This window comes from uncultured Shimia sp. (assembly GCF_947498095.1).
GTDB lineage: Bacteria > Pseudomonadota > Alphaproteobacteria > Rhodobacterales > Rhodobacteraceae > Shimia.
On sequence record NZ_CANMJE010000012.1, the window covers coordinates 1 to 13,268 of the forward strand.

Annotated in this window: 12 protein-coding genes and 1 tRNA gene; 4 read left to right on the plus strand and 9 right to left on the minus strand. The window is 56.9% G+C overall.

Annotated features, from left to right (window positions below):
• The coding region (locus Q0932_RS16880; RefSeq protein WP_299355785.1) for a hypothetical protein at positions 1 to 195 on the plus strand (195 nt) is incomplete at its 5' end.
• Positions 170 to 1,726 carry a sulfatase gene (locus Q0932_RS16885; RefSeq protein WP_299355787.1) on the plus strand — a complete coding sequence of 519 codons (1,557 nt, stop codon included), beginning with the start codon at positions 170 to 172 and terminating at the stop codon, positions 1,724 to 1,726. The genes Q0932_RS16880 and Q0932_RS16885, both read left to right, overlap by 26 nt.
• An 83-nt stretch (positions 1,727 to 1,809) precedes the next feature.
• Here Q0932_RS16885 and Q0932_RS16890 read toward each other — a convergent pair.
• From Q0932_RS16890 to Q0932_RS16905, 4 genes are all read right to left on the minus strand, one after another.
• Positions 1,810 to 1,886: transfer RNA gene (locus tag Q0932_RS16890), tRNA-Pro, on the minus strand.
• Positions 1,887 to 1,901: 15 nt separating this feature from the next.
• Positions 1,902 to 2,876 carry a DMT family transporter gene (locus Q0932_RS16895; protein ID WP_299355789.1) on the minus strand — a complete coding sequence of 325 codons (975 nt, stop codon included), beginning with the start codon at positions 2,874 to 2,876 and terminating at the stop codon, positions 1,902 to 1,904.
• Positions 2,877 to 2,998: 122 nt separating this feature from the next.
• A complete protein-coding gene (leuB, locus tag Q0932_RS16900) occupies positions 2,999 to 4,102 on the minus strand; it encodes a 3-isopropylmalate dehydrogenase (RefSeq protein ID WP_299355791.1) in 1,104 nt (367 codons plus the stop codon).
• Between the two features lie 58 nt (positions 4,103 to 4,160).
• Positions 4,161 to 5,057, minus strand: coding sequence for a LysR family transcriptional regulator (locus Q0932_RS16905; RefSeq protein ID WP_299355793.1), 897 nt, complete (start codon positions 5,055 to 5,057; stop codon positions 4,161 to 4,163).
• A gap of 95 nt (positions 5,058 to 5,152) precedes the next feature.
• Between Q0932_RS16905 and Q0932_RS16910 the strand changes: the two genes are divergently transcribed.
• A complete protein-coding gene (locus Q0932_RS16910; protein ID WP_299355794.1) occupies positions 5,153 to 6,064 on the plus strand; it encodes an epimerase in 912 nt (303 codons plus the stop codon).
• Here Q0932_RS16910 and Q0932_RS16915 read toward each other — a convergent pair.
• The 4 genes from Q0932_RS16915 to leuC form a co-directional block, all read right to left on the minus strand.
• Positions 6,013 to 7,032 (minus strand): endonuclease/exonuclease/phosphatase family protein, encoded by a 1,020-nt coding sequence (locus tag Q0932_RS16915; protein ID WP_366141425.1) that lies wholly within the window; start codon positions 7,030 to 7,032, stop codon positions 6,013 to 6,015. The genes Q0932_RS16910 and Q0932_RS16915 overlap by 52 nt on opposite strands.
• Before the next feature lie 17 nt (positions 7,033 to 7,049).
• Positions 7,050 to 7,883, minus strand: coding sequence for a hypothetical protein (locus tag Q0932_RS16920; RefSeq protein ID WP_299355797.1), 834 nt, complete (start codon positions 7,881 to 7,883; stop codon positions 7,050 to 7,052).
• A 367-nt stretch (positions 7,884 to 8,250) separates the two neighbouring features.
• Positions 8,251 to 8,856, minus strand: coding sequence for a 3-isopropylmalate dehydratase small subunit (gene leuD / locus Q0932_RS16925; protein ID WP_299355799.1), 606 nt, complete (start codon positions 8,854 to 8,856; stop codon positions 8,251 to 8,253).
• Positions 8,857 to 8,868: 12 nt separating this feature from the next.
• Positions 8,869 to 10,275, minus strand: coding sequence for a 3-isopropylmalate dehydratase large subunit (leuC, locus tag Q0932_RS16930; RefSeq protein WP_299355801.1), 1,407 nt, complete (start codon positions 10,273 to 10,275; stop codon positions 8,869 to 8,871).
• Positions 10,276 to 10,524: 249 nt separating this feature from the next.
• Here leuC and Q0932_RS16935 point away from each other — a divergent pair, with 249 nt between their 5' ends.
• Entirely contained in the window at positions 10,525 to 11,910 is a 1,386-nt protein-coding gene (locus Q0932_RS16935) for a mechanosensitive ion channel domain-containing protein (protein WP_299355803.1), read from the plus strand.
• Here the strand turns inward: Q0932_RS16935 and Q0932_RS16940 are convergent.
• Positions 11,907 to 13,130 (minus strand): tetratricopeptide repeat protein, encoded by a 1,224-nt coding sequence (locus Q0932_RS16940; RefSeq protein ID WP_299355805.1) that lies wholly within the window; start codon positions 13,128 to 13,130, stop codon positions 11,907 to 11,909. The genes Q0932_RS16935 and Q0932_RS16940 overlap by 4 nt on opposite strands.
• Positions 13,131 to 13,268 lie beyond the last annotated feature (138 nt).

Sequence of the window (13,268 nt, forward strand, 5' to 3'; positions counted from 1 at the left end):
TTCAGTCGCTTGTTTGCCATTCTTAGTCCTCCGTTTCCTAACCTTAACGGTGGACCCATTCAGATGGGGAGGCTCACCCACTCAAAAATAGTTTGCGTATTTCGCCAAATATGGGACGGTCTTGAAAGCTTATTGTTTCAGGTTGAGCGTTTCAAGAAGGTGCGGGTTTATGAAAGCCATTGTTGTGATGTTTGACACGCTCAGCCGGCATTTTCTGCCGTGTTATGGCAACGACTGGGTACATGCGCCGAACTTCCAGCGGCTGGCAGATCGGTCTGTGACGTTTGACACCTCTTACGTCTGTTCCATGCCCTGCATGCCGGCGCGGCGCGACTGGCACACGGGGCGGCCGAACTTCCTGCACCGCAGTTGGGGGCCGCTTGAGCCGTTTGATGACTCGATGCCCAAGATGCTGAGCGAGGCGGGCGTACACACGCATCTGACCACCGATCACAACCACTACTTTGAAGATGGCGGGCTGAACTATCACACCCATTACACCACTTGGGCCTATTGGCGCGGGCAAGAGGGCGATCCGTGGATTGGCGATCTCAATGAACCGGGCATTCCCAAGGGCGCCTTTGGCAAAAACGGCATCTACTCTGAGCCTGAGGTGTTTGAGGCCTATCGCAAGGCGTTTCCGGAAGAAAGCAACGCCTCGATGCAGCGGCTGCGCTATCTGACCCGACAAGACTGGGTCAACCGCGGCTTTATGAACGTGGAGGAAAACCAACCGCAGGCGCGATGCTTCAAGGATGGGTTGAAGTTCATCGAAAAGAATGCCGAGCATGACAATTGGATGCTGCATATCGAGACCTTTGATCCGCACGAACCCTTCTACACGCTCGACCGCTACAAAGATCTCTACAAAGAGCATTACGAGGCTTACGACGGGCCGATGTTCGACTGGCCGATGTATGCGCGCACAACGGGCAGTGAAAAAGAGAACAAACATCTGAGGGTGGAATACGCAGCGCTGGTCAGCATGTGTGACGAGTACCTTGGCAAAGTCATGGACATGATGGACGCCAAAGAGATGTGGGACGACACGATGTTGATCGTCTGGACCGACCACGGGTTCCTTCTGGGCGAGCATGACTGGTGGGGGAAGATGTCGATTCCCATGTATCAAGAGATCGCCAATACGCCGTTTTTCATCTGGGACCCAAGGTCCGGCGCCCGGGGAGAGCGACGCAAATCGCTGGTCCAACCTTCCATAGATCTCGCTCCGACACTTCTCAATTTCTTTGGTCTCAAACCAACGAAAGACATGATTGGACAGGATCTGGCAGGCGTGATTGCCCAGGATACGCCGGTGCGGGATGCCGCGATCTTTGGCATGCACGGGGCCCATGTGAACGTGACGGACGGGCGATACGTCTACATGCGCGCGCCGGCACATGAGGACAATCAGCCGCTCTATCAATACACGCTGATGCCCACCCACATGCGCAGTGCCTTCGCCGTCCAGGACTTTGCTGACATGACGCTGTCGTCGCCGTTTCCCTTCATGAAGGGCGCGCGAACCATGAAGATCCAGAACGTCACCTGGGTCGCACGCGACCGTCAATTCGACACCATGCTCTGGGATACACAGGCAGATCCACAGCAAAAGTCAGAATTGAATGACCCGGCGCTTGAGACGCATATGCAAGGCCTGATGCAGGCGTTGATGCGGGACGCAGAGTCCCCCAAAGAACAGTTCGAACGGCTAGGCTTGGGCTGAGGAATATCTGTCGGCGGCCAACAATACCGCGTGCCCTGAGCCACCAGATATGCACCTAAAAGCTTATCCAAATTCTTGAAGATTGGTCGGAGTGAGAGGATTCGAACCTCCGGCCCCTGCCTCCCGAAGACAGTGCTCTACCAGGCTGAGCTACACTCCGACCGTGTCGCGGGTCCTACGGTCCATCCTCAGATTTTGCAAGACCCTTTCGGGCTGGTTTTCGGCGTAGCGCGACGGACACGCGGAAGGCTCCAGGTGAGAAGGCGCGGGTGCGGTTTCGTAGCACTGGTGTGGTGGTCGAAGTTCCGCCCGAGGCCTCGCGTATCACAATGTAAAGCCCACTCACGATGATAATTCCGGCGCCAATAAGTGTCTGTTTGTCAATGGTTTCACCGAACAACAGCGACCCGTAGATGATCGCCCAGATAATCTGCGAGTACTGCATCGGTGCGACGATGGCTGCTTCGCCCACCGTATAGGCACCAACCAGACAAAAGGCTGCCAGAAAACCCAGAACGGCGATGCAGCCCATAGCGGCAAGGTCAACAAGCTGTACGGGCACATAGACAAAGCTCAAGCCGCCCGCCATCACCAGGAAAGTGGCTGCCAGAGGAAACAACAACATCACCACACGGCGTTCTTCCTGGCCAATCTTGCGGGCAATCACCGATTGGGTAGAGGCACAGACCACGGCGCAGAATGCCGCGAGATGACCAAGCTCAAGCTCGGCATTGCCGGGGCGTACCACCACGACCACCCCCGCAAGACCGACCAACACGGCACCCGCGCGATGCAGGCCAACCTTTTCTCCAAGGATCGGGATTGCCAGCAAGGTAATGAGCAGTGGAATGGTGAAGAAGATCGCGTAGGCCTGAGCCAGCGGCAAGGTCGAGACCGCGTAAAACCCGCTCATCCCCCCGAGCGCCATCACCAAGGATCTAAGTGCAATCCACCATGGATGGACCGGGCGTAGATTGCCCTGCGTTGGATCGCGCACCAGCATCAGCGTGACCAACGGAAAAGACATCAAGCTGGTGAAAAACAGGATCTGTACAGGCGAATAGGTGCCCCCCAAATGCCGCACAATCACGTCATGGGTCGAAAAAAGGGCAAATCCCGCCAAACCAAGAAGGATGGCTTTCAAGCTCATATCAGGGGCCTGTGGTTAGATGTGTGCTGTTGCCTCTTTGGACCTCAAGGCCGCGGTGTTTTCAAGAAAAAAGGCGCGGTTGCCCGCGCCTTTCTGCAAAATCACTTTGAAATGGTTCGCCCTTAGAGGCTCGCGTACAGTGCGGCCAGAATGGCGTCGCCCATTTCCGATGTCGAAACTGGTGTACCGCCATCGGCCTGCATCAGATCCGCAGTGCGCACGCCATCGGCCAGCACCTTCTCGATCGCTGTTTCCAGACGATCGGCTTCGGCACCTTCGTCAAAGGAATAGCGCAGTGCCATGGCAAAGCTCAGGATACAGGCCGTTGGGTTGGCTTTGCCCTGACCGGTGATGTCCGGCGCCGAGCCATGTACCGGTTCGTACATCGCTTTGGGGCGGCCGTTTTCCATTGGCGCGCCAAGGCTGGCCGAGGGCAGCATGCCCAAGGACCCGGTCAACATCGCAGCACAATCCGACAGGATGTCTCCGAACAGGTTATCGGTATAAATCACGTCAAACTGTTTAGGTGCACGCACCAGCTGCATCGCGCCATTGTCGGCGTACATATGGCTCAGTTCCACCTCGGGATAGTCTTTCGACACCTCGGTGACGACCTCACGCCACAGGATGCCCGACTCCATCACGTTGGCCTTTTCCATCGAACACAGACGCTTGTCGCGTTTCATCGCCAACTCAAACGCCGCGCGCGCGCCACGCTCAATCTCGCTCTCGGTATAGCGCTGGGTGTTGATTCCGACACGCTCGTTGCCCTCTTCGAAGATGCCGCGGGGCTCGCCGAAGTAAACGCCCGAGGTCAATTCGCGTACGATCATGATGTCGAGGCCCGAAACGATGTCGGTCTTCAGTGACGAGAAATCCGCCAGCGCGTCAAAGCACTGTGCCGGCCGCAGGTTGGCAAACAGGTCCATTTCCTTGCGCAGGCGCAAGAGACCGCGCTCGGGCTTAACCGAGAAATCCAGATCGTCGTATTTCGGACCACCCACGGCGCCCAGAAGAACCGCGTCGACTTCTTGTGCCTTGGCCATGGTGTCGTCATGCAACGGCACGCCATGCGCGTCATAAGCCGCGCCGCCCACGAGGTCTTCGCTCACGTCAAATTTCAGGCCGCGCTTGTCGCCGTACCAGTCGATAATGCGGCGTACTTCGGCCATGACTTCGGCGCCGATGCCGTCGCCGGGAAGGATAAGAAGCGAGGGGTTGCTCATGGGTGTCTGTCCTTGATGAATCTCTTTGCGATTGCCCTAAAGGCACAAGGCGGAAAGATCAAGAAACGAAGGGCCGCAACCCTTGATCCAACAACTCCCAGACCCGCGCGATCCGGGGTGTGTGCCGCAGGGCCTCATGTGCGGTCAGCCAAACTGGCAATATCGGAAGAGGGAAATCCAGTGGTACTTGGATCATGTCTGGATCTTCATCGGCGATATTGGTCTGGCAAAACCCCAGCCCGCAGCCTGCGCGCACCAGCTCCCAATAGGCGCTCTGGTTGTCACAGCGCACGGCGAACCAGTCGCGGCTTGCCGGAATGCCCATGGCGCGCATCTCGCGAATGATGTCGTCATTGCTGTCATACCCCACGATGTCATGCTTTTGCAGATCGCCGGCTCCGTGGGGGGCGCCCTTGCGATCAAGGTAGGCACGGGCGCCAAACATCCCCAGTGTGATGTCGCCCAAATGCCTGGTCACCATGTCCAGCTGCTCGGGGCGATACATGCGCACAGCTATGTCTGCCTCGCGAAACAACAGGTTTTCCGAACTGTCCGACGGCACAAGGTCAATCCGAATGGCCGGTTCGGTGCGGCGGATATCTGCAATGATGGCAGGCATCACGTGATGGGCCATAAAGACGCTTGTCGCGATCCGCACGTCCCCCTCAAGCCGTGTTTCACCCCCGGCCGCCGCCAGCGACAGACCAGCCATCGCTTCGGCCATGCGTTGAGCATGGGCCTGTATCTCGCGCCCTAGGGAGGTCAGCTCAAACCCCCGCGCATGACGCTGAAACAGCTCTACGTTCAAAGCTTCCTCCAAGGACTTGATGTGCCTTCCCAATGTAGGTTGCGACGCGCCCAACTGCCGCGCGGCACCCGACAAGGACCCAGTGTCGGCCACGGCCAGAAAGGATTGGATCAGCGACCAGTCCATGGATGCGAGCGATTTATCCATTCATGAATGAATAGCACATCTGTGAATTTAGAAAATACCTATTCATAAGGAGCAGGCCTATGTTGGGGGTGAGCACGCATCAAAGGACTATTCGCATGACACAGACTGTTCTCATCCTCGGCGCCTCGGGCCGTTTTGGCCATAACGCCAGCCTCGCTTTCAAACAGGCCGGGTGGCAGGTTCGTCATTTCGACCGTCAGAAAGATACCCTGCGTGAGGCCGTGCACGGCGTGCAGGTTATCGTTAACGCCTGGAACCCGCCCTATCCTGACTGGGCCAAACAAGTGCCACGTCTGCACGCGCAGGTGATTGAAGCCGCGCGTACCGTCGATGCGACGGTTATCATTCCGGGTAATGTCTATGTTTATGGCCCCGATAACGAAGCCGTCTGGCATTCATCGACGCCGCATCTGGCCAGAAATCCTCTGGGTCGCATTCGAATAGATCTGGAAGCCGCCTATCGCGATAGCAACGTACGCACGATCATCCTGAGGGCCGGTGATTTCCTAGACACGCGAGAGTCTGGAAACTGGTTTGACATGATCCTCGCTAAACCTTTGCCCAAGGGGGTGTTCCGGTATCCCGGTCGGACCGACATACCGCATGCCTGGGCCTATCTGCCTGATCTTACGCGCGCAGCCGTGCTCTTGGCGGAACAAAGAGATAAGTTGAACCGGTTCGAGGACATCCCATTCCCCGGTTACACGCTGAGTGGCCAGCAGATGCGCGATGCGCTTTCAGAAATCGCCGGTCGCGATCTTCGCCTGAAACAGGTTAATTGGCTGCCCTTCCGCATCATGTCGCCGTTCTGGAAACTGGCCGCTTGCTTGCTGGAAATGCGGTATCTCTGGAACACGCCCCATGAACTTGGCAGCGAGCGGTTTGATGACCTTCTGCCCGAGTTTGAAGTCACTCCAGTGCACACCGCCCTCCGGCGCGCCATTTCATGGCAGGATCAAAAGCCCTCGTCGGTGCCAGTGTCGACGTCCACCCAGACCAGCCGGTGACGGCTTGCGATGATCTCTGCATTGGTGTCGGGCCAGACCACGCCAGACTCGGTGACGGTCCAGTCTGTCGAGGGCAAAACATAGTCGACCCGCATGTCGCCGGGTGTTGGCTCGGACCAATCAGCGGTGTTAAGGCCGCCTGTTGCCGATTGCGGCTTTGGGTCTTGCAGCGTGGGGTGGGACAGCAGGTCACGTATTGCGGCATGGCGACCCTGTCCCTTGTCCGGGTCCAGATTGGCCGTGCCAAGGATAAAGAAACGTGAGTGCGGCGGCGTTCCAAGTGCACCGTTCAACACCTGCAGCCACAGCCGGATTTCATCCGCGTTGCGCAACCCGTTGCGATCCTCGGGCCCATCAAACACCGGCGTCGTGGCACTGAACGCCATGACTGTCACCGGTGGGGCGTTTGGGACGGCGATCGGGACGATCCAATGCCCGGTTGAGGACAACCTCTGCACCGTCTGCGCCTGTTCTGACGGAAATGGCTTTCCGTCGACTGTTGGCAATGTCGCCCATGGCAGATCACGCCACAAAAGTGCGGAGAAATCCTGAACTTGGTCCGTAATGACAGGCCAGCGCGACATCAGCACCATACCACGCTGACCGGCAAAGAACCCAAATCCTTGGGCATCCGACGCGCGCCCGGTCCTGCCATCACCATCCAGATCAAGCCCGGTCGCCATCCCGGTGTTGGGACGCAGCGCGAACACATGGGGGTAGAGAAAACCAGCCTCGGCGATCACATCGCGCAGGGCACGCATTCCCAGCAAATCCGCGTCATAGTCGACTTTCTGCAGGAGCAGGATGTCCGGCGCGTTGCTGGCGATGATCTCTGCCACGGCCCGGGCCTGAGGGTCGCCGCGCAGGATGTCGCGCAACATCAGGCCAGGTCCTTTACGATGCATCTCAACGTTGAAACTGGCGATGCGGAGCGTGTCTGCCAAGAGTGGCGCGGCGGTCAAGGCCACCGCAATACATGCAAGGATCAGATGGCGTGCACGGCCTGTGCAGCGGCATAGGCGCGACGGCGGTTTTCGTCGATCATTTCTGCCACCCTGGTCATTGCCATGCCACGCATGATCAGGCTCGCGGGAATAAAGGCCCATGCGCTAATCGTCCAGATCAGTGTCATCGGATCGTCCAGATAGATCGGATCAATTAGGTCCGACATCATCTGGATGATCGCTGGGATCAAGAATGGCATCAGAAACCCTAACGCAATGTTAAGACGACCGTCGCGCTGCAGTCGTGGCAGCACATCTCCACCTGCTGTCGGGTCAAACAGGGGCAAGTTCACCCAGACGTTGAAAGCGCCGTTTCGGGCAGGCCAGCCCAGAATACGCACATAGAAAAAGAACAAGGTCAGCGTCGCGAGGGAAATCAGATAGGCCATGCCCGACGCTGTCCGCACGGCCAACACCAGTGACTCGGATGCATTGTCGGGCAACATGATGACCATCAGGCGGACAGGCGAGTAGGGGAAATCAATCCAGTCGCCGACGATAAAGCCCAATGTATAGAGGAACGAGGTCAGTGCATTTGGCTCGTACCGTCCGCGCGCAATCACCGACAGGGTCAGAACACACAGGAATATCGCAAGAAACCGCAGCCGATTGAACGGCGGCGCATAGCGAAACTCAACAATGCTGGGATAGGTCGACAGATACTCAATAAACACCAAGCTGCCTGCGAACAGCGCAAACAGAATTACAATGTGAATTGCATCCGTACTCACATTCGGAAGAATTAAAGCGGGCGTCGACATCAGCAACGCCACCAGAAGTGCGCGAGTCAAAGCGCTTGCGAATTTTCCGACCACTGCCTCTTTCCCTTCAACCTGGACTGTCGCGATACGTTGCCGCGAGCTTGTTCCAACTTGATCCCGCCTACTTTGGCAGGGTTTGCCTCATTGTTGCCTTAATCCTGCCCAGTTTCGCTCAAGGTCTCAAGGATTTGTTTTGGCTTGTCCGGATTTCGGGTGATTAGCGGGGTAAGTGGTGCGCCTTTGCACCAATTTGGCACAGAAAAAAGACAGCGAGTCCAATGGGCTACTAGATATTGTGGTGATTAGAGCTGCGAAACGCAGAAAAACTGCGTCTGAGAGTTTTCAAAAATTGATGCTGGCGCCAAAGGAAAACGGGCCGCCCAAATGGGGCGGCCCGTCATATTCTTGCCTTAATTGGGCCTCAGGCCCAGGGGCGAGCGGTGGCGGCTTGTGCTTCGAATGTGTCGATGGCTTTGGCTTTTTCCATGGTCAGGCCAATGTCATCCAGACCATTCAGCAAGCAGTGCTTTTTGAACGCGTCCACTTCGAACGAGATCACGTCGCCTTCGGACGTGGTGATTTCCTGCGCTTCCAGATCAACCGTCATGCGGGCGTTTGCGCCTTTTTCAGCATCTGCCATCAGCAGATCAACCTGCTCTTGTGGCAGAACCACCGGCAGAATGCCGTTCTTGAAGCAGTTGTTGAAAAAGATGTCAGCGAACGACGTCGACACGATGCACTTGATGCCGAAGTCGGCAATCGCCCAAGGCGCATGCTCGCGGCTGGAGCCACACCCAAAGTTGTCGCCTGCGACTAGAATTTCAGCCTCGCGATACTGTGGTTTGTTCAGCACGAAATCGCCAATCTCAGTGCCGTCGCGGTTGAACCGCATCTCATCAAACAAGTTCGCCCCAAAGCCGGTCCGTTTGATCGACTTCAGAAACACCTTGGGGATGATCATGTCGGTGTCGATATTCACCAGCGGCATAGGTGCCGCGATGCCTTGGAGTATTGTAAACTTTTCCATGTCTCGGGCTCCTTAGATCAAATCACGAATGTCAGTCAGCTTGCCGGTCAGTGCGGCAGCGGCGGCCATGGCGGGGGACACCAGATGGGTGCGGCCCTTATAGCCCTGACGACCCTCGAAGTTGCGGTTCGAGGTTGCCGCGCAACGCTCGCCTTCCGACAACTGATCTGGGTTCATCGCCAGACACATCGAACAGCCCGCAAGGCGCCATTCAAACCCGGCCTCTTTGAAGATGTCGGCCAGACCTTCTTCTTCGGCCTGTGCCCGGACAAGACCCGAACCCGGCACGATCATGGCACGCATGCCGTCCTTGATCTTTTTGCCTTTGACCACTTCGGCCACGGCGCGGAAATCTTCGATACGGCCGTTGGTGCAAGAGCCGATAAAGACCGTGTCAATTTCGATGTCGGTCAATTTCTGACCGGGTGTCAGGCCCATGTATTCGATCGAACGGCGTGCCGCTTCGACCTTACCGCCTTCGAAATCTTCGGGGTTTGGTACGACACCGGTGATGGGCAGCACGTCTTCGGGAGAGGTTCCCCAAGTCACGACCGGCTGGATGTCTTCACCTTTCAGAGTAACCACTTTGTCAAAGGGCGCGCCTTCGTCGGTGAACAAGGTTTTCCAGTATTCGACGGCTTGCTCCCATGCGGCGCCTTTTGGTGCGTGAGGACGGCCCATGCAGTATTGGAACGTCTTCTCATCCGGTGCGATCAGACCGGCGCGTGCGCCGCCTTCGATGGCCATGTTGCAAACGGTCATACGACCTTCCATCGACAGATCCCGGATCGCTTCACCGCAGTATTCGATGACATAGCCGGTGCCACCGGCCGTTCCGGTTTCACCGATTACGGCCAGCGTGATGTCCTTGGCGGTCACACCTGGCTTCAGTTTGCCGGTGATCTCAACCTTCATATTCTTGGATTTCTTCTGGATCAGCGTTTGCGTCGCCAGAACATGCTCCACTTCCGAGGTGCCGATGCCATGCGCCAGCGCGCCAAAGGCGCCGTGGGTGGCAGTGTGGCTGTCGCCGCAGACAACGGTCATGCCGGGCAGGGTCCAGCCCTGTTCGGGGCCAACTATATGCACGATGCCCTGACGTACATCGTTCATCGGATAGTAATGGATGCCGAATTCCTTGGCATTGGTGTCGAGCGCGGCCACCTGAACGCGGCTGTCCTCGGTCATTTGCGACGGGTCCTCGCGGCCCGCAGTGGTCGGAACGTTGTGATCCGGCACAGCAATGGTCTTTTCCGGCGCACGCACATTGCGACCCGCCATGCGCAGGCCTTCGAACGCTTGAGGGCTGGTCACTTCGTGAACGAGGTGGCGGTCGATGTACAACAGGCAGGTGCCGTCATCAGCTTCGTGCGCCACATGTGCGTCCCAGATTTTGTCATAGAGTGTCTTGGGGGACATAGGTCCTCTCCCTTGGATGGTCATATGTGAAAAGTGACAGGAATGGGCACGCCTTATAGGCGGGCAAGCACCGAACGGGCTTCGCCGTAGAAGCGTTCGCGCAGACGCGCGCGGTCATCCATGTCGAAAATCCGTGTCATGAAGGGTCAGATATACCGGCTGAGCGAGTCTCGCAAGGGAAATGGCGGTGAAATCACTTGTCCTACAAGGTCAGGCCATGTCACGCTGCAAGACAGTTGGAAGGCGAGTATGACAGAAGAAACGACCCAGGCGGACGAAACGACTACGACGCTCGAGACGATCGAAGGCACTGCTGCTGAGGCGCCCGCTCCGGATACTCAAGAGATCGTGCTAAGCCTATGGGAGCAGTTCTTAAGCTTTGCCGAAGGTCTCGTGCGGCCTTGGAATGCCTACCAGATCGCGATTGCCTTGGGCGTTTTGGCTATCTCGCTGATCCTCGCGCAAGTTCTGAAACCCCGCATGTACGAGTGGATGAAAGAGCGCGAAGGCTGGCCAAAGTGGCGCTATCGCTATCTGGTCACAACGCATCGTCGTTTGGCGCTGATCATTTTCGTTGTTCTGATTTGGTTGACGGTCTGGATCATGCGTGGTGTGACGTGGCCCAGCCGGTCATACATCCTCGCCGTCCTTGCCAATCTCTCGACGGCCTGGCTGGTGGTTGTGGTAGTTTTGCGTCTTGTGAATAACGCGTTCTTGCGTTCGGTCTTACGGTATGGCGCGTGGATTTGGGTGACCGTCTCCATCCTCGGGTTGTCCGAAGAAACCATGCAATTGCTGGACAGTGCCGCGATTGAACTGGGGGATGCACGCATTTCCGTCTGGCTGGCGGCCAAGGCGATCGTCATGCTCGGCATTACCATTGCCGTTGTCAGGTTCCTGTCGAGAAAGACCGCGACGACCATTCGCGACAACGACGCAGTCTCGCCGACCATGCAGGTGTTGTTCATCAAGATCCTGCAGGTCTTTCTTTATGGTTTGGCTTTCATTGTGGGGCTGCGCACGCTCGGGTTTGACCTGCGTGGATTGGCGGTCTTGTCGGGGTTCATTGGTGTCGGCCTTGGGTTTGGTCTGCAAAAGGTGGTGTCGAACCTCGTGTCTGGCGTCATCATTCTGCTCGACAAGTCGATCAAGCCCGGTGATGTGATTTCGCTTGGGGATACTTTCGGTTGGATCAACTCTCTTGGCGCGCGGTACGTCAGTGTTGTCACCCGAGACGGCAAGGAATTCCTGATCCCCAACGAAGACCTCATCACCAATCAGGTGGTGAACTGGTCGCACACAAACTCATTCGTGCGGCTCGATATCTTCTTTGGCACCGCCTACGGGGACGACCCGCACAAGGTACGTAGAATTGCGGTTGATGCGGCCAAGAGTGTCAATCGCGTGCTGACCTATCCGAACACGCCGGTGTGCCACATCGTCGGGTTCGGAGACAGTTCCGTGGATTATATCCTGCGGTTCTGGATTCAGGACCCAACGGGGGGCCTCACCAATATTCGGGGCAATGTGTACCTCGCCCTCTGGGACGCCTTTCAGGAACATGACATCTCAATTCCCTTCCCGCAGCGCGAATTGCGCATGCTGGAAGATCCGGAAACGCCGGCTTCGTCCTAGTCTTCACCCAATTCTTTGCGGGCTTCGCTGTGGCCCATCTCGGCGGCCACTTTTAGGTATCGTAAATAGGCGCGCGGATCGGGGTCGACCCCATTGCCGTCGCGGTAAATCTCGGCAAGTTCATAGGCTGCCATTGATGATCCAGTTTCAATGGCCATCCCGAAGAGGTCTATGGCGGAAATGGGATCGGGGTCAGACATCGTGCCATCGCGATACCACTGCGCTAACAGGACTTGGGCATGCGTGTAATCGGCGAGGGCCGAGGATTCCAAATTCTCCAAAGCCTCTGCGCGGGCGGTTTCACCTTCGTGCTCTTGCAATAGACGGGCCAGGTTGTACTGCGACAAGTAATTGCCGCCTTCAGCACCTTTGCGGAACATCAATTTTGCATCGGCAATGTCCACTGGGCCATACTCTCCATCCCGAGACAGGACCCCAAGGTGGTTGTAGGCGATGAAATACCCGCCCTCAGCCGCGGCCATAAGAGCATCGCGAGACCTTTGGTCCTGCGCTTTGTCATAGGCGCGTCCCAGCCAATAGGCGACCTGAGGGCTTTCAGGCAGTGTTTCTCGGGCCCACTCGCAGCGCGAAACTGCCTCTGCGATGTCAATGTCATTCCAGGCGACACCGGGGAATGGGCTTTGTTGATCATTGGGGTGCGCTGCTGCGTAGCCGCAATTGTTGATGGCTTGCTCAATGTCCGACTTTTCCTGCTCGATGACATGCAGAGTCTCGTGGCCGATGTCTTCAACATGCTGTAGCGCAACCCGGGACCCACTCATCGGAAATACAAATCGATCAAGCCCAACCAATACGGTCCAACTATCCGCGGCCTTGGCGCGATCGACAAACTCTTGGTCCAGAGAGAATGTCGTAATCAGCCCGCCAGAGTCGTGAGGATCTTGCAAAATGCCCCTTGCAAGCGACTTGGTGTCCAACGTGTGGCTGCTGCCATCAGCATTCTTCAGAATGTTCCGCAGATGCACGTTGCGCTGTTGGCTGGGTACAATAATCGTGGTCTTCCACTCGAGCCCATCTGCCTTGAGCTGCACATAAATTGACCCACGCGGCACTTCTACATACGCGATGGGCTGGTCCTCACTGAACCCTGCGTCACCCCAAGTCGGCGCGTACCATGTTCCGTCTTGCGCAACTGCCATCGAAGATAGCGCCATGAAGCATGCGAAAGTCGTGATCGAGATTGCTTTGATAATCGTCATGCCTGCATCCTGTCGTGATTGTCCCCGCACGGGCTGGCCCGTCCAGGCCATGTTAACGACACGCCTTGTCAAAATCAAAAAGCAGCAGGCATTAGACCAAGAAAGCACAAATCGTCGGCAAATGTCACAGGTGTCATC